The 17,891-nt window shown below is 45.6% G+C and carries 14 protein-coding genes; 11 read left to right on the plus strand and 3 right to left on the minus strand.

Features of this window, described 5'->3' with window-relative positions:
• Positions 1–270 precede the first annotated feature (270 nt).
• Positions 271–1,638 carry a chromosomal replication initiator protein DnaA gene (dnaA, locus tag QUA62_RS18255; protein ID WP_333405771.1) on the minus strand — a complete coding sequence of 456 codons (1,368 nt, stop codon included), beginning with the start codon at positions 1,636–1,638 and terminating at the stop codon, positions 271–273.
• 206 nt (positions 1,639–1,844) lie between these two features.
• Here dnaA and QUA62_RS18260 point away from each other — a divergent pair, with 206 nt between their 5' ends.
• The 5 genes from QUA62_RS18260 (at position 1,845) to QUA62_RS18280 (ending at position 6,572) form a co-directional block, all read left to right on the plus strand.
• Positions 1,845–3,089 carry an HhoA/HhoB/HtrA family serine endopeptidase gene (locus QUA62_RS18260; RefSeq protein WP_333405772.1) on the plus strand — a complete coding sequence of 415 codons (1,245 nt, stop codon included), beginning with the start codon at positions 1,845–1,847 and terminating at the stop codon, positions 3,087–3,089.
• Between the two features lie 87 nt (positions 3,090–3,176).
• Positions 3,177–3,710 carry a peptide deformylase gene (gene def / locus QUA62_RS18265; RefSeq protein ID WP_333405773.1) on the plus strand — a complete coding sequence of 178 codons (534 nt, stop codon included), beginning with the start codon at positions 3,177–3,179 and terminating at the stop codon, positions 3,708–3,710.
• A gap of 54 nt (positions 3,711–3,764) precedes the next feature.
• Positions 3,765–4,337, plus strand: coding sequence for a TerD family protein (locus QUA62_RS18270; protein ID WP_333405774.1), 573 nt, complete (start codon positions 3,765–3,767; stop codon positions 4,335–4,337).
• Positions 4,338–4,436: 99 nt separating this feature from the next.
• Entirely contained in the window at positions 4,437–5,891 is a 1,455-nt protein-coding gene (locus tag QUA62_RS18275; RefSeq protein ID WP_333405775.1) for a TerD family protein, read from the plus strand.
• Positions 5,892–5,972: 81 nt separating this feature from the next.
• On the plus strand, positions 5,973–6,572 hold the full coding sequence (locus tag QUA62_RS18280; protein ID WP_333405776.1) for a TerD family protein: 600 nt from the start codon (positions 5,973–5,975) through the stop codon (positions 6,570–6,572).
• Positions 6,573–6,716: 144 nt separating this feature from the next.
• Here the strand turns inward: QUA62_RS18280 and lysS are convergent, their stop codons facing one another.
• Both lysS and QUA62_RS18290 read right to left on the minus strand, forming a co-directional pair.
• The gene (lysS, locus tag QUA62_RS18285) at positions 6,717–8,270 is read right to left on the minus strand and encodes a lysine--tRNA ligase (RefSeq protein ID WP_333405777.1); all 1,554 of its coding nucleotides are present in this window, start codon (positions 8,268–8,270) and stop codon (positions 6,717–6,719) included.
• 318 nt (positions 8,271–8,588) lie between these two features.
• The gene (locus QUA62_RS18290) at positions 8,589–8,726 is read right to left on the minus strand and encodes a hypothetical protein (RefSeq protein WP_333405778.1); all 138 of its coding nucleotides are present in this window, start codon (positions 8,724–8,726) and stop codon (positions 8,589–8,591) included.
• A 34-nt stretch (positions 8,727–8,760) separates the two neighbouring features.
• On the opposite strand from QUA62_RS18290, the gene tkt reads away from it, so the two are divergent.
• The 6 genes from tkt (at position 8,761) to QUA62_RS18320 (ending at position 17,816) form a co-directional block, all read left to right on the plus strand.
• Positions 8,761–10,776 carry a transketolase gene (tkt, locus tag QUA62_RS18295; protein ID WP_333405779.1) on the plus strand — a complete coding sequence of 672 codons (2,016 nt, stop codon included), beginning with the start codon at positions 8,761–8,763 and terminating at the stop codon, positions 10,774–10,776.
• A gap of 486 nt (positions 10,777–11,262) precedes the next feature.
• Positions 11,263–14,058, plus strand: a complete 2,796-nt coding sequence (locus tag QUA62_RS18300; protein WP_445301683.1) for a PAS domain-containing sensor histidine kinase — start codon at positions 11,263–11,265, stop codon at positions 14,056–14,058.
• 48 nt (positions 14,059–14,106) lie between these two features.
• Positions 14,107–14,553: a response regulator gene (locus QUA62_RS18305; protein WP_190660988.1), complete on the plus strand. Its 447-nt coding sequence runs from the start codon at positions 14,107–14,109 to the stop codon at positions 14,551–14,553.
• Positions 14,554–14,858: 305 nt separating this feature from the next.
• The gene (locus QUA62_RS18310) at positions 14,859–15,008 is read left to right on the plus strand and encodes a hypothetical protein (RefSeq protein WP_333405781.1); all 150 of its coding nucleotides are present in this window, start codon (positions 14,859–14,861) and stop codon (positions 15,006–15,008) included.
• A 91-nt stretch (positions 15,009–15,099) separates the two neighbouring features.
• On the plus strand, positions 15,100–16,602 hold the full coding sequence (locus QUA62_RS18315) for an ATP-binding protein (RefSeq protein ID WP_190660991.1): 1,503 nt from the start codon (positions 15,100–15,102) through the stop codon (positions 16,600–16,602).
• Positions 16,603–16,727: 125 nt separating this feature from the next.
• Positions 16,728–17,816: a response regulator gene (locus tag QUA62_RS18320; protein WP_333282855.1), complete on the plus strand. Its 1,089-nt coding sequence runs from the start codon at positions 16,728–16,730 to the stop codon at positions 17,814–17,816.
• Positions 17,817–17,891 lie beyond the last annotated feature (75 nt).

Genomic DNA, 17,891 nt, shown 5'->3' on the forward strand with positions numbered 1-17,891 from the left:
ACGCATAGAGATTGTCTGTTATCGGAGAGTAACCCCTTCGATGATGCGGATCTTGAAATCGCTGCATAGAGTCATTGGTGTGACAACTGACTGACAACTGACTGACAACTGACCGAAAGCATCCAGGATACAAACCCCCGGATTCATCCGTGGAGAAATAAAAAACCTGTATCCGATGAAACTTGCCCCCCGAATTTATCCGTGGGGTCAATGCTTCAATTCTTTAATCTAAAATCTAAAATCTAAAATCTAAAATCGATTGACTTCTTCTCAAGTTTTGCGACTGACAACATTAATTCGATCGCTCAACTGACGCAAAGTTTGAGCCAAATTCGGGTCAGTGTTCCGCAACTGAGCAATTTTGTCGCAACTGTAAAGCACAGTCGTGTGATCTTTGCCGCCGAACACTTCGCCAACTTTTGGCAAACTCAAACCAGTATGCTGCCTAATTAAATACATCCCTACTTGACGGGCCAGACTAATTTCTCGCCTGCGAGAAATGCCTTTCAAATCTTCAACAGAAACATCAAACTCCTCAGCCACAACTGCAATTACTGCATCTGGCGTCGCCTCTAAGCTTTCAGTTTGCTGGTTCAAAACCGGGGCGATATTCTCCACGGTCATCGGCAAACCGGTAATTGAAAGATATGCTACCGCCCGAATCAAAGCACCTTCCAATTCCCGAACGTTGGAAGTGTAACTAGAAGCAATGTATTCAATGACATCTCGCGGCAGCCGCATATTTTCATACTCGGCTTTTTTCTGCAAAATTGCCATCCTAGTTTCCAAGTCGGGCAATTGAATGTCGGCAATTAATCCCATGGAAAATCGGGAACACAAACGCTCTTGCAGGCGTGGGATTTGCTGCGGCGGGCGATCGGAAGCTAAAACTACTTGATTCCCGGCTTCGTGCAAAGTATTAAAAGTATGGAAAAATTCTTCTTGAGTGTATTCTTTGCCTTCAATAAATTGGATATCATCTATTAACAAAACATCGGCTGCTCGATAATGATCGCGGAAAGTTTGCATACTATCTTTCCTAATGGCGGCGATTAAATCGTTAGTAAATTTCTCAGTAGAAACGTAAAAAATCTTGGCATTGGGGTCAATTTCCAAGCGATAATGACCGATCGCCTGCATCAAATGAGTTTTGCCCAAACCGACGCCACCGCACAAAAATAGGGGATTGAATTCTCGGCCCGGAGACTCGGCTACGGCGAGGGAGGCTGCGTGGGCCATGCGGTTGTTGGAACCGACGACAAAGCGGGAAAATACGTATTTCGGGTTTAAATTGGCGGGTTTGGGGGGGTGAAGCGAGTGGCTTTCCACATCGGCGATGGGGGAGGGCCAAATCATGGCGGAATCGCTGCTGCCGCCTGTTTCGTTTCCTCCGGCAATGGTCAAGTAAATGTCTACGGGATAGCCGAGAATTTCGTAGACTGCATCGGCAATGGTTTTGACGTAATATTTTTGCAACCAATTGCGAGCAAAGGGGTTGGGGGCGCTGACGATCAAACAGTTATTTTCGAGCTGTTCCGCCCTGGCAGTTTTGATCCACGTCTCAAAGCTAGGTCTGCTCAGTTGTACCTGGAGACGTTCAAGTATCTGATTCCACAGACTTTCGAGGGGAATGTCCACTGCTCACCTCTGCCGATCGGCATTCAAGATATTAATTCTACTCTAGAGAGTTTAGTCCTCAGATGCTAAAGTTTAAGGGAGTCTGCCGTAGCTTGCGGGGCGGGACGCCATCGCCCAAAAATTTGGCGGCTCTGCAGCCCAAACCAGGTATCGGGGAGCTGCTCGGCAAATATTTAGATTTGGCAGGAAAGCCTTAAAACATGGCAATGAAGAGTTCTACTGGCAAATTTTGGAAGCAACCGGCAATTTACATATTGCTGCTGGTAACGGGAGCCGGGGCCGCCATGTTGGGCGATCGTCTGACGGTTTCTCAATTTCGTGCAAATTCTGGCGATTCGGGACAAAGGGCGCTGGAACCTAAATTGCAACTGCCTCCTAATACAAAGGATCGAGTTAGCAAAGTCTTGCCGCCGGCTTCCTTGTCGGGCGACGGGACTAATGTGAATTTTATTGTGGCTGCCGTGGCAAAAGTTGGCCCTGCAGTGGTTCGGATCGATGCTTCGCGCCGGGTGAAACCGGGGGGAAATAGAGGCCTGTCGCCGGAAGATTTTTTTGGAATAGAACCGAATTCGGGCGGCCGGGGCGGGATCGAACGGGGCACTGGTTCGGGTTTTGTCATCGGGGCCGACGGCGTGATTCTCACTAACGCTCACGTTGTAGAGGGGGCAGATACGGTCAATGTCACTCTTAGGGACGGCCGCAGCTATCAGGGGCGGGTGTTGGGGGCGGATAAGGTGACGGATGTGGCTGTCGTGAAGATTGAGGCGAATAATTTGCCTGTGGTGGCGATCGGCAATTCGGATAAGCTGTTGTCTGGGGAATGGGCGATCGCGATCGGCAATCCTTTGGGTTTGGACAATTCCGTAACTGCGGGGATTATTAGCGCTACGGGGCGATCGAGCTCTGATGTGGGCGTACCCGACAAGCGGGTCGGTTTTATTCAAACAGACGCTGCAATTAATCCGGGGAATTCCGGCGGCCCGCTGCTGAATGCTTCGGGCCAAGTTATTGGCATGAATACGGCGATTATTCAAGGTGCTCAAGGATTGGGCTTTGCGATCCCCATTCAGGCGGCGCAACAGGTGGCGAAGGAACTGATTACGACGGGGAAAGTCGAACACGCTTATTTGGGCATTGAAATGGCGACGCTGACTCCAGAGGTTAAAGAGCAAATTAACAGCAACGCTAATAGCAGCCTGCGAGTTGCAGTCGATCGGGGTGTGGCTATTGTTAGTGTAGTTCCTAATTCTCCCGCAGCAGCAGGCGGTTTGCGCGCTGGAGATGTGATTCAAAAAATTAACAATCAGCCAATTATTCAGTCGGAAGCTGTTCAGGAGTTTGTGCAAAATGCTAAGGTTGGTGGTCTGTTGCAAATGGAAATCAACCGCAACGGGCAAAGAGTTAATTTGACTGTTAAACCGGGGAGTTTGCCCATTCAAAAAGTTAGATAAGAAGGAAGAAGTAAGAAAAAAGAAGGAAGAAGGAAATAATAATTTGTCAGTAGTTAACGACTAACCAATAACGACTAACCAATAACTATGGCAGAACTCTTACAAATCTCACAATTAGGAAATCCCGTATTGCGCCGCCAGTCGCAATTTGTTGAGAATATTAAGGACGATCGCATTCAAGAGTTGATTGACAGCTTAATCTCTACCGTACAACACGCGAACGGAGTAGGGATTGCCGCCCCTCAAGCGGCTCAGTCCGATCGCCTGTTCATCGTCGCATCCCGTCCCAACCTGCGGTATCCCCAAGCCCCGAAGATGGAGCCCACAGCGATGATTAATCCCCGGATTGTGGCTGCATCAACAGAGACAGTCAAAGACTGGGAAGGCTGTTTGAGCATTCCGGGGATTCGGGGATTGGTGCCGAGAAGTAGGGCGATCGAGATAGAATACACTTGTAGAGACGGCCAACTCCACCAACAAGAATTGACAGACTTTGTGGCGCGAATTTTTCAACACGAACACGACCATTTAGATGGAATCGTGTTTTTAGACAGGGTAGAAAGCACCCAAGAACTGATGACAGAAGACGAGTATCAGCAGCAATTTGTCAAGCTCCTCTAATAATTGATATAATTGCGATCGGTAACGCCAGTGATGTTGTGAATAGGAGGGCGAATGTCTATCAACTTAGAAAAAGGCGGGAGAATCAATCTATCGAAAGAAGCACCGGGGTTGAAAAATGCCGGGATTGGTTTGGGATGGGATATCAACGCTACAGACACCGGCGCAGCGTTTGACTTAGATGCTTCCGTGTTTATGTTGGGGACTACTGGCAAAATTCCCGGCGAACAATACTTTGTTTTCTACAACAACAAGGAGTCGCCGGACAGTTCTGTAATACATCTGGGAGATAGCAGAACTGGAGAAGGATTTGGCGATGATGAAACCGTTACAGTCGATTTAACCAAAGTCGATCCGGCGGTGCAAGAAATTGTGTTTGTGGTAACTATCCACGAAGCAGAATCGAGAAGGCAAAACTTCGGTCAAGTGCGGAATGCTTTTATCAGGATTTACGACACTACTACCAACACAGAGGTAACGAAGTACGATTTGGACGAGGATTTCTCTAGGGAGACAGCGGTAGAGTTTGGCAGACTTTACAAGAAAGACGGTGAGTGGAGGTTCCAAGCTGTAGGACAAGGCTACAATTCCGGCTTGCAAAGCTTTGTAGACAAGTATGCCGCATAAAAAGGCGATCGCTCCTAGCTAAATAAATCGAGGGGAAATTCGGAAGCAGGAATGTTTCCCTCGATTTTAAGCAATCAGACTCATGAGGTGATAAACCAGATGGGAATTCAATTAAAGAAGGGCGAAAGATTTAATCTTTCTAAAACATCTCCAACTTTAACAAAAGTTGCGATCGCCCTGGGATGGGAAATAGCAACTGAACGAAGTTTATCGGACTCAAACCAGCAAAGCTGCGATATCGATGCCTCGGTTTTTGCATTAGGTTCGGACGGCAAAATTCCCGATGAAAGATACTTTGTATTTTACAATAACTCGCAGTCGCCGGACGGAGCAATCGCCCATTCGGGAGATAATCAAACGGGTCAAACTCAAGGAGATGACGAGACAATTTATGTAGACTTAGAAAAGGTAACGGCTGCTGTTGAGGAAATGGTTTTTGTGGTCACGATTCACGACGCACAAGCTAAACATCAAAATTTTAGCCAAATCAGAAATGCTTTTATCCGATTGTACGATCGCCAAACCGGCAGCGAACTAGCCCGCTATGATTTAACAGAAGGTTTTTCTGAAGAAACAGCAGTCGAGTTCGGACGGTTGTATAAAAAAGATGCAGCTTGGAGATTTCAGGCCGTAGGACAAGGATATAAAGCAGGGTTACAGAGTTTTGTTGACAAGTATCATTCTGAGATTCAACAGCAAGAAAAGCCAGCAAAAATTACAGTAGAACTGCCTAAATTACCAGTTATTGAAGATAGCCACAAAAGTCAGAAAGCTATAGCATTAGACAAAAAGCTTCAGGAGAAAGCGCCGCACATTTTCAATCTTGCTAAGAAAGCCGATATCTCGCTAAAAAAGGCAAATCTCACAAATCACGATGCTCAAGTAGCGCTTTGCCTCGATATTTCTGCTTCTATGTCTTCCCTATACCGTTCAGGAAAAATTCAGCGTTTGGCAGAGAAGATTTTGGCTTTGGGGTGTCGGTTTGATGACAACGGATCGATCGACATATTTTTGTTTGGAGTCAACCCCCACAATCCCGGAGAAATGTCGATCGACAATTTCTCAAACTTCATTCACCATATACTGCAACAGTATCCTTTAGAAGGAGGTACTTACTACGGTAAAGTGATGAAGGAAATTAGAAAGTTCTATTTTCCTGATGGTCGCGGTAGCAGGCGCTACGCAGCTATGAAAGCCGATCGACCTGTCTACGTGATGTTTGTAACGGATGGAGAAACTGCGGACGAATCGGAAAGCAAGCAGCAGCTACAATGGTCGTCCTATGAGCCCATATTTTGGCAGTTTATGGCGATCGGCACGTCGCAGAAAGATGTCAAAAGTAAGGGAGTTCGAGGGTGGTTAGCAAGATCCGTAGCCAGCGATTTTAGCTTTTTAGAACAGCTTGACGAAATGGGCGCTCGCTACCTAGACAACGCCGATTTCTTTAGTTTAGAAGACCCGGAACATATTGCCGATGAGGAATTATACGATTTGTTGACCGCCGAATATCCGCATTGGGTAAAATCAGCACGAATCAAAAATCTCTTACCCTAGAAACAGCTTTTGCAGCCAAACAAAATGCTAGCTTAGGGCAATCATTCAACTTCACAATAAACCTTACAAAATCACAAAACTATGGCTATCAACTTGACAAAAGGACAATCAATCGTTCTCAGCAAAAGCGAATACGACTTATCCCGATTAACAATGGCTTTGGGCTGGGATGTTGCACAAGCTAAAAAAGGTCTTTTCGGTCGAAGCAGCGGTGCCAATTTTGACTTAGATTCCTACGCTATGCTGCTGGGAGAAAATGGCAAAATAAAGAACTACAAAGAGGATGTAATTTATTACTCTCATTTGGAGTCAAAGGACAAAACAGTTGTTCACTCAGGCGACAATCTCACGGGGGCTGGAGACGGAGACGACGAACAAATAGTGGTGAAACTGAGTTCTTTGCCAGCAGAATATCACAAAATTATTTTGGGCGTAAATATTTACGATGGAAAAGAGAGAAAACAGCATTTCGGCCTGGTAGAAAATGCTTTTGTGAGGGCTGTAGATGCCGCCGGGAAAGAAATCGCTCGCTATCGCTTGTCAAATGACCCATCTTATGAAGGAAAATTAAATATGTTGATGGGAGAAGTCTATCGAGAAGGCAGCGAGTGGAAGTTTAAGGCTTTGGGAAATCCTTTGGCTGAAGATATGAACGGTGTTGTCGGTTCGTTTATGCGGTGATCTTAAAAATGTTTTTTTAACCGCAAATAAAGGCAGATAAACGCAGATGAAATTCCATCTGCGTTTATCTGTGTTAATCCGCTGATATCTGCGGTTAAAAAATCCCCATGTACTTATTAGACATCTGCAAAAAACCTACTCCAATCAATCTTTGACCGGCCGCATTGTCGGGAACATGACGGCATCTCGGATGCTTTGAGTATTAGTTAAAAGCATCACCAATCTGTCTACGCCGATACCCATTCCGGCACAGTTAGGCATTCCCAAAGATAGCGCTTGAATAAAGTCTTCATCCATTGGATGCGCTTCGTCATCGCCGGCATTTTTCTGCGCCAACTGTTCCTCAAACCGCTTTCTTTGCTCTTTCGGATCGTTCAATTCTGAGAAGCCGTTCGAGTATTCTGTACCGTTGATAAATAGCTCGAAACGTTCTACAAATCCGGGCTTGCTGCGATGTCCTTTTGCTAAGGGACTGACTTCGACAGGATAGTCGATGATGAATGTAGGTTGAATGAGTTTGGGAACAACTAATTTGTCAAAAACTGCATACAGCACGTAACCTAAACTCTGTTGTTCTAACTTAGACAGGTGCAATTCTAACTTGGTTGCAGAGGCGATCGCACTTTCCAAGTCCAAAGTGTCAAAATCCAGCTCAAACTCGTCTCTGACAGCTTCTACCATCGTTTTCACTTGCCAGTGTTTGCCGCTGAAACCGGGATATTTTTCGCTGTAGTCGAACTTGCGTTCTAAACTAATCGTTTCCCCCTGATTTTCAATTTCTTTGACATCCCCAAATACCGCCGCCGCTGCGAAACACATCACGTCTTCGACAACTGTTAAAATATCGAAAACATCAGCATAAGCTTGGTAAACTTCTAAAGATGTAAACTCTGGATTGTGGGTGCTGTCAATTCCCTCATTTCTAAATGCTTTCCCTAGTTCAAAAACTCGCTCGAAACCGCCGCAAATTGCTCTTTTTAAGAATAATTCTGGAGCCACTCGCAAATACAAATCCACCTCCAAAGCATTGTGGTGGGTGATGAATGGCTTAGCAGCAGCACCGCCGTAAATAGCTTGCAGTGTCGGCGTTTCTATTTCGTAAAAATTGGCTTGCCAGAGATAGGAACGGATGCTTTGAACGATGCGGCTGCGAAGCATAAAACGGTTGAGCGCATCTTGGTTGCTTGCCAAATCCATTTCGCGGTGACGGCGGCAAACTTCGGGGTCGTTAATTCCATAATAAGAATCGGGAAATTGAATGGTAGCTTTTGATAAAAGCTTTAATTCCCTCACTAAAATAGAAAGTTCTCCCCTGGGGGTGCGGCAGCCGATACCTTCGACGCCGACAAAATCGCCAACATCGAGCAATTTTTTAATTTGTTCAAAGCTCAAACCGACTTCGCCGGTGACGATTGCTTTCTCAATTTTGAGTTGAATTTTGTCTGTGGCGTCTTTTAAATCGATAAAACCAATTTTGCCGCTGTCTCGCTTGGAAGTGATGCGGCCAGCTAATCGCAGGGAAATTTCTTCGGGGTCAGTTTCTCCGTTTTGGAGTTCTTTTCCCGGCTGACTAAATATTTCGCGAACTTGCTTGGCTGTGTGCGATCGCGCGTAGGATTCACTGGGATACGGTTCTATGCCTTGCGATCGCAGTTCGTCTACTTTTTGACTGCGGACTTCGGCTTCACTGAGAGTCATTAGTTATTGCCTGATTAAAATTACAAATATCTGACATCTTGCACTATTCTGGCGATCGTGCGATCGGGTGGGCTAGAAGAGCCCAACCCCTACTCCCCACAAGAAAATTCACTCTTTGTGGAACAGGCATCTTGCCTGTTCGTGACAAAGCTGCAAGATGTCAGAAACACCAAACTCTATCATAACAGGGTGGTTTTGAGAGCCAATTTGCCAAATAATAAGTTACACCCTCTCGTAACCCGATCGCACAGAGCCGCACTCGCCCCAGAAATATCTCCGATAACAATTTGCGATCGAGTGTACAAAGCGACCGAAACATTAAAAAATTAAGTTGTCTGTCGATCGCAACTGGTGAGATGATATGTAGTGCAGCCTCACGGCAGTTCCATAGAAACTGAACAGCAGAAACGCGAGCGATCGAATTCGGCTCATCGCACCTCTGTCAGAATCGACCACACACACTCTCTCTTAACGTATAAAAACCAGAATTATGGCTGTTGCAACCCAATCACTCGAAGAACTCTGCATCAACTCTATCCGCTTTTTGGCCATCGATGCGGTAGAAAAAGCAAAATCAGGACACCCGGGACTGCCGATGGGCGCTGCCCCTATGGCCTTTGTGCTGTGGGATCGGTTCATGCGGTTCAACCCCAAAAACCCCAAGTGGTTTAATCGCGATCGCTTCGTCCTCTCCGCCGGCCACGGCTGTATGCTACAGTACGCCCTCCTGTATTTGACCGGCTACGATAGCGTCACCATCGACGACATCAAGCAATTTCGCCAGTGGGAATCCAGAACCCCCGGACACCCCGAAAACTTCATGACCGAAGGCGTAGAAGTTACCACCGGCCCCCTGGGACAAGGAATTGCTAATGGCGTCGGTTTGGCAATGGCAGAAGCTCACCTCGCTGCTAAGTTTAACAAGCCCGACCACACAATTGTTGACCACTACACCTATGTAATTTTGGGTGACGGCTGCCACATGGAAGGTGTTTCTGCCGAAGCTTGTTCTTTGGCCGGACACCTCGGACTCGGCAAATTAATTGCCTTGTACGATGACAATCACATTTCTATTGAAGGCGACACAAGCTTGGCCTTTACTGAAGATGTGGGCAAGCGTTTTGAAGCTTACAACTGGCACGTTATTACAGTAGACAATACCGCTCTAGACGAAGATACTAACCTAGAAGCAGTTCACAAAGCTATTGAAGAAGCCAAAAAAGTCACGGACAAACCGTCCATGATTAAAGTCCGCACCGTCATTGGTTACGGTTCTCCAAACAAGCGCAATTCCTACAGCGCTCACGGTGCTGCTTTGGGTACCGATGAAGTGCAAGCAACTCGCGATTTCTTGAAGTGGGAACACGCACCGTTTGAGATTCCTGAGGATGCTTTGTCACACTTCCGCAAAGCAGTCGATCGCGGTGCTCAAGCTGAGCAAGAATGGCAGAAAGCTTTTGATGCTTATAAAGCAGCATATCCTGCAGAAGCTGCAGAATATGAGCGCACGGTTGCCGGCAAACTTCCTGAAGGTTGGGATAAAGTTTTGCCGACATACAACCCGGAAGATAAGGCAGATTCGACTCGGAATCATTCTGGAAAATGTTTGAATGCTTTGGCAGGTGTCCTACCTGAATTGATCGGCGGTTCCGCTGACTTGGCATCTTCTAACATGACTTTGCTCAAGGGTGAAAAAGACTTCCAAAAAGGTCAGTACGAAGGACGTAACCTGCGCTTTGGTGTGCGGGAACACGGCATGGGTGCGATCGCCAACGGTATGCTTCTGCACGGCGGTTTAATTCCTTACTGCGCCACTTTCTTGGTATTTGCTGACTATATGCGGGGAGCAATTCGCCTCTCTGCACTATCGGAAGCTGGAGTTATTTACGTAATGACTCACGACTCCGTAGCCTTGGGCGAAGACGGCCCGACTCACCAACCCGTGGAAACCATCGCTTCTCTGCGAGTAATTCCCGATTTGTTGGTAATGCGCCCAGCAGACGGAAATGAAACATCCGGCGCTTACAAAGTGGCAGTTGAAAGCCGCACTCGCCCAACTTTAATGGCTTTGTCGCGCCAAAACTTGCCTAACTTGGCTGGAAGCTCGATCGAAGGAACTGCCAAAGGCGCTTACATTTTGTCTGACGACGGCGGCACTCCCGACATCATTTTAATCGGTACCGGCGGCGAAACATACCTCTGCGTTGATGCCGCTGAAAAATTGCGCGCCGCAGGCAATAAAGTGCGCGTAGTTTCGATGCCTTGCTGGGAATTGTTCGACTTACAAGATGCCGCTTACCGCGAATCTGTACTGCCGAAAGCTGTTACTAAACGGTTGGCAGTTGAAGCAGCTTGTAGCTTCGGCTGGGGACGTTATTTGGGTTCCGAAGGCGACAGCATAAGCATCGACACATTCGGCGCTTCTGCACCGGGCCCCGTTGCTTTAGAAAAGTTTGGCTACACCGTTGATAATGTGGTAGCTAAGGCTCAGGCGCTGTTGGGTTAATAGCAACAGCATAATTTTTGGTGGGGCGGGCTTCTGGCTCGCCCCATTTTTTATAGAAGAAGGAAGAAGTTCGGCAACGGATGTAACAGATGTAACAGATGGATGGAAGAAGGCTTTAGTTATCTAGGAGAGAAGGCTTTAGTTATCTAGAAGATAAGGAAGAAGGAAGGAAAAGCTAAAATCTAAAATCTAAAATGGGAATATTGGGTTTCACTTCGTTCTACCCAACCTAGAGCTCGCTACAGCTCGCGCATCATTGAGAATTGCTATATTAAGAGTTACGGAAGAAAAACCAGTTTCTACGACAATATTCGGTTTGGCAACAAGGCATCTAACCAGAAACCGGGTTTTTAGCCCCCGGTGCGTTCAAGACTGTATCTTTCAAAAATTTGAGATAGGTTATAAGTCATTGGGTTAAATTACTAATTACCAATTACCAATTACCAATTACCAATTACCAATTCTCGATTACCCATTCCATTTATGATGATTTGGAAATTTTTAAATCACCTGTTATTCACCGGGAATTATATTCCTCAAGGCTACTGTTACCTTTGGCAGCGAGAGCTAGTCGCGCTCCACATAGTGTCAGACTCTATAATTGCCCTGGCCTACTATTCAATACCGCTATCCCTAATTTATTTTATCGGTCAGCGAAAAGACTTGCCCTTCCGTAACATCTTTTGGCTGCTTGCAGCGTTTATTATCTCTTGCGGCACTACTCATATAATGGAAGTTTGGACGCTTTGGCATCCTGTTTATTGGGTTTCTGGCAGTCTGAAAATTATTACCGCCGCGATTTCTGCTTACACCGCTTTTGCATTAATTCCTTTAGTTCCCCAAGCATTAACTCTCCTCAGTCCAACTCAATTAGGGATGATCGATTCAATACTGCAAAAAGAAATTATGGAGCGCCGAGAAACGGAAGCTCGCTATCAAACTTTAACTGAAGCTTCGCCGGTAGGAATATTTTATGCAGATGCTGTAGGAGACTGCTTGTATGTCAACGAGCGCTGGTGTCAAATTTCGGGAATTACCTGCGATGAAGCTTTGGGCAAAGGGTGGTTGCAAGGCATTCATCCAGACGACCGCGATCGGGTTTTTACTGAATGGTATAGCCCCACGCAGGAGAAATTGCCGTTTAAATCTGAGTACCGCTTCCAAGGCATTAATCACTCTCAAATCATTTGGGTATTCGGTCAAGCTGTCGGTCAAATCGGAGAAAATGGGGAGGTTAAAAGTTATGTGTGTACTATTACTGATATTACAGAACGCAAGCAGGTAGAAGAGGAAAATCGACGGCTCAATGAAACTCTGGAGCATCGAGTTGCTGAGCGCACTGCTCAAATTGAAATTTCTAACCAGACATTGCAAAAAGAAATAGCCTACCGCGAAAAAATAGCACTCACTTTGTTGGAATTGACGCAACTGCAAAATGCAATTCTTAATAGCGCTAACTACACAATTATTTCTACAGATCCCGACGGTACAATTAAAACATTTAATCGGGCGGCAGAGCAACTTTTAGGTTATTCGCAAGAAGAAGTGGTGGGGAAAGTCACGGTAGCAATAATTCACGATCCTCTGGAGGTCGCTAAAAGAGCTGAAGTTCTTTCTCAAGAATTGGGAGTGAAAATAGAGCGGGGAATGGAAGCCTTTTTTGCCTTACCGTCCCGGAAAATCGCTGACGAAAATGAATGGACTTACATTCGCAAAGATGGTTCGCGGTTTCCGGTACTGCTGTCGGTGACTGCCTTATTTGACAGTAACGGAAATATTAACGGTTTTTTGGGTATCGGTCAGGATATTAGCGATCGCAAACAAGCTGAAAAAGAGCTGCGCGACCTAACCAGTGCCATGCAAAATGCGGTGGAAGGCATTTCGCGGCTGGACATTGAGGGACGCTACGTGAAGGTTAACCGAGCTTACGCTCATAAATGCGGTTACGAACCGGAAGAAATGCTTGGCATGGAATGGCAGCCCACCGTACATCCGAGCGATCTTGAGATGATGATCTCAGCTTATCAGGAAATGCTAATTTCTGGCAAAGTAGAAGTTGAAGCTAGAGGCGTTCGGAAAAATGGCTCGTTTTTTTACAAGCAATTAACGATGGTAAAAGCTTGCGACGCACAAGGGATATTTAACGGCCACCACTGTTTTATGAAAGATATCACTGAGCGGAAACTAACTGAAAGAGCTTTGCAGGAAAGCGAATTCAAGTACAGGCAAATAGTTGAATTAGCAGAAGAAGGTATTTGGGTAATTGACAGAAATGGCCTCACTACTTACGTGAACCATGCAATGGCGCGAATGCTCGGCTATAGTGAATTAGAAATGTTCGGGCGGTCGCTTTTTGATTTCATGGACGAACCGGAAAAACCACAAGCTCTTGATAATGTCGATCGGCGCAAGCAAGGTATTGCTGAACAACACGAATTTAAATTCAAAAGTAAGGACGGCAAAGATATTTGGACTCATATGTCTACCAGTCCAGTCATGGACTCTCAGGGTAATCTGCTGTCTTGTTGCGCCTTGGTTTACAACATTACAGGCCGCAAAGAAGCAGAGCAGCAAATGCTGCAACTTACAGAAGATTTGAAGCGTTCCAACGAGGAATTAGAACAATTTGCTTATGTGGCTTCCCACGATTTGCAAGAACCGCTCCGAGCCGTTACCAGTTACACTCAATTGCTGGCCCAGCGCTATCAAGGAAATTTGGACGATCGCGCAGATAAGTATATTAATTATATTGTCGATGGCGCCACCAGAATGCAGCAGTTAATTAACGATTTGTTGGCGTATTCCCGCCTGGGAACGAGGGGTCAGGAGTTTGAGCAGGCGGACTGCCACGCTGTGGTTAAGCAAACTATGTGCAATTTGCAAATTGCGATCGCCGAAGCAAAAGCTGTAATCACCTGCGACGCGATGCCAACCGTGATGGCGGATGAATTTCAACTGGTGCAATTATTCCAAAATTTGCTCGCCAACAGCATCAAATTTTGTCGCCAAGATATCCCGTTGATTCATATCGCTGCCTGCAGGCAAGAGAGCGAATGGGTGTTCAGTGTCCGCGATAACGGCATTGGCATCGATCCACAGTATGCCGATCGCATTTTTATCATTTTTGCGCGCCTGCACTCCCGCCGCCAATATTCCGGTACTGGTATAGGTTTGGCGATGTGCAAGCGCATTGTTGAACGCCACGGCGGTCGGATTTGGGTGGAATCTCAGGAGGGAAAAGGAGCGACTTTTTACTTCACTATTCCTATAATTAGTACCTGAAGCCTCAAAGTTCCATTTTGTTTTTATACTTTAAAGGATACGCCGATTATGAGCGATCGAAGCACTGTTAGACCTATAGAGATTCTGCTGATTGAGGATTCTCCCAGCGATGCCGATTTGGCAATAGAAGTCCTCAATCAGGGTAAAATATTGAATAACTTGCATTTTGTGGAGGATGGAGTCGAAGCAATCAAGTTTTTGCGGCGAAAAGAACCCTATCTTAGGGTACCTCGTCCCGATTTGATTTTGCTCGATTTGCATCTGCCGAAAAAAAGCGGTATTGAAGTGCTAGAAGAAATTAAAACTGACCCAACCTTAAAATTAATCCCTGTAGTGATCCTCAGCACTTCAGCAGCCCCCGAAGATATTTTTAAGTCATACTCCCTCCACGCCAACTGTTACATAACAAAACCAGTAGACTTCGTAGAATTTACTAAAGTAGTCAGGTTAATTGAGGAGTTCTGGCTGGCAGTCGTCAAACTTCCTCTAAATTAAACGAACAGATGCTTTGCTTGTGAGCCTTCTAAAAACTTTTAACCTATGGAAATTCTGCTGGTGGATGATTTGCTCAGCGAGGCTGAATGGACTTTATAAAAGCTGGCGACAAGCCAATTTTGAACCATTTGCAAATAGTATAAGATATGGTAGAAGCAAGAAGTTTATTGAAGAAGCAGGCTTTTCTGTTCGGAGTCTCGTCCTAATTTAATTCTGCTTAACTTGATTTTGCCTAAAAAAAAGAGTTAGAAATATTGATATAAATCAACTCAGCACTCAAGTTAAAAATGATTCCGGTGGTAATTATGACAACCTCAGCAGTCGATGAAGAGATGCTCAAGTTTTATGCCCTGTCAGCCCGGTACTACATCACTAAGCTTATCGATTTTAGTCAAGTCGCTAAGCTGGTGAGATCGATTAAGGATTGGTGGCTGGTGGTGATAGCTCCCAAATAATAATTTTCAAGTTTAAAATGGCATGGGAAAGCGGAAAAGTTTAACCTAAGATTGGTAAAGTAAAAATTTTACAGTCAAAAACGTCTAAGCTATGTGGATTAAAATTCTGTTAGTAGAAGACAATCCGGCTGATGCTGATTTGCTTGCAGAACTGTTAGAAGTATCTGTGGGTGTCGAGTGGGAACTGGTGTCTGTTGAGTTCCTGCATGAGGCGATCGCACAACTGTGTAAACAACCCTTTGATGTAGTTTTGCTCGACCTTTCTTTGCCCGACAGCCGCGGTTTGGAAACGCTAACTCGCCTGCGAGAAGTTGCTCCTGATGTGCCAATGGTGGTAATGACAGGCTTGGACGATGAGGCGATCGCCCTAGAATCAGTTCGCTTGGGAGCTCAAGACTATATTGTTAAAGGTCAAATTACTACTCAATTATTAGTGCGGACGATCCGCTACGCGATCGAACGCTCTCAAACCTTTCAAATGCTGCGGGAAAGCGAGCGCCGCTTTCGGGCGATTTTTGACTCATCATTTCAGCTAACCAAGCTGCTGACTCCCGAAGGAATTGTGCTGGAAGTGAACGAGACAACCCTCGATTTTGCCGGATTGCGATCGGAGGGTATTGTGGGCCGCCCGATGTGGGAAATGGCGATTTGGGCCCAGTCGCCACAGGTTTCTGAACAATTGCAATGCGCGATCGGCAAAGCAAGTCGCGGCGAGTTTTTCCGCAGCGAAATCGACTTGTTAGGCAAAAGTGGCCAAATTATGACAGTTGATTTCTCACTGAAACCTGTTAAAAATGAGACAGGACAAGTTTTGCTGCTGATTGCTGAAGCCCGTGACATTAGCGATCGCAAACGAGCAGAAGCGGAAATTCTCAAAGCCCTCGCACGAGAAAAGGAACTTTCAGAACTGCGAGCTAAATTTGTCACAATGGTTTCCCACGAGTTCCGCACACCTTTGACAACCATCCAATTTTCCGCTGGATTGCTGCAAGATTACAGTTCTCAGTGGTCTCAAGATAAAAAATCTACTCATTTTGTGCGGATTCAATTAGCAATTAAACGCATGACAGAGTTATTAGAAGATATCCTCGTAATTGGCAAAATCGAAGCCAATACCTTGCAGTTTCAACCGGTTTCCTTAAACCTCGAAAAATTTTGCCGTCAACTGGTAGAAGAGCAGCAGCTCAACGACAGCAACCAACACCCGATCGCCTTTCAATATGAAGGCGGCAACTGCGAGGCTCAAATGGATGAAAAACTGCTGCAGCAAATCTTGGGAAATGTCCTCTCAAATGCCATCAAATATTCCCCCGTCGGCAGTACAGTTTCCTTGCACCTCAACTGTCAAAACAAAGAAGCTGTTTTCCAAGTTCGAGACCAGGGCATCGGCATTCCCCAAGCCGATCGAGAGCGGATATTAGAAACTTTTTACCGAGCTACAAATGTCGGCACTATTTCGGGGACAGGTCTCGGTTTAGCAATTGTGAAGAGGGCTGTGGAACTTCACGGCGGCCAACTAGCGATCGACAGTCAAGAAGGAAAAGGCACAACTTTCACTATTACCTTGCCTCTAATCTGCCCTCCCAATCAATAACCAACTGAATTATTAACTATACATATCCGCTACTTAACGATTAATTAAGCACCTAACAAACAAACTTATCAAGTGTCTGAACCCAGAATTTTCCAACAAACTACTGACTAAAAGGAGCTATCACCGTGGCTAAGATTTTGGTAATAGAAGACGAAGAAGCGATTAGAGAGAATATTTTAGAGTTGCTGGAAGCCGAGAATTTTGAAGGAATAGGAGCGATTAACGGCAAAGTCGGCATCAAATTGGCGATAGAAAAAATTCCGGATTTAATTTTGTGCGACATGATGATGCCGGAAGTAGACGGTCACGGCGTCATCAAAGCTTTGCGCTCCGAACCCTTGACTGCCACAATTCCGTTTATTTTCCTCACAGCCAAAGCCGATAAAGTTGACGTTCGCACGGGCATGGAACTGGGAGCTGACGATTACATTACTAAGCCGTGTACGCCCCAAGAACTGCTAAAAGCCATTGCTATTAGACTTGAAAAACAAAAAACAATTAGCCGACAATCTCAAAAGACGCTAGACGAATTACGCACTAATATTAGTATGTCGCTGCCCCACGAATTGCGGACTCCTTTGAATGCAATTCTGGGTTTTTCTGAGCTGATTCTGTCCGAATATCAGGTCTTAGAGGAATCAGATATCTTAGAGATGATCGGTCAAATTCAAACTTCCGGTCATCGCTTGTATCGACTGATTCAGAACTTTTTGCTGTATGCCGAACTGGAGATAGCAGCCACAAATCCCGAACTGCTAAAGGAGATGCGAAATAGCGAATTTAGCTGTGTAAAATCTTTGCTGAGTCAAAAAGCGCGGCAGCAAGCAAAACACGCGAATAGAACAGAAGATTTACAATTAAACTTGCAAGATTCGTCGGTAGCTATGGATTCTGTCAGACTCGCAAAAATTGTTGAAGAACTATTGGACAATGCCTTCAAGTTTTCATTAGAAGGAACGCCAGTTTTATTAAGCACTTTCGTCGAAAATCAGACTTTTATTCTGTCTGTCAAAGACAAAGGCCGCGGCATGACTACCGATCAGATTGCACAGCTAGAAGCTTACAGGCAGTTCGATCGCAAACTTTACCAACAAGCAGGTTTGGGATTGGGCCTGGCTATTGTTCAACGCCTTGTAGAATTGCACGGAGGAGAATTTAAAATAGAAAGTTTGCCGCAGCAAGAAACAATAGTTTGCGTTTCCCTGCCTGTCTAAACAATGATTATACCAGTTTCCAAAAAGAATACAACTGTAGGCAAACTCCCAACCCTTATGGCATAACTCATTCCC

This window comes from Microcoleus sp. MON1_C1, assembly GCF_036701945.1.
Classification (GTDB): Bacteria; Cyanobacteriota; Cyanobacteriia; order Cyanobacteriales; family Microcoleaceae; genus Microcoleus.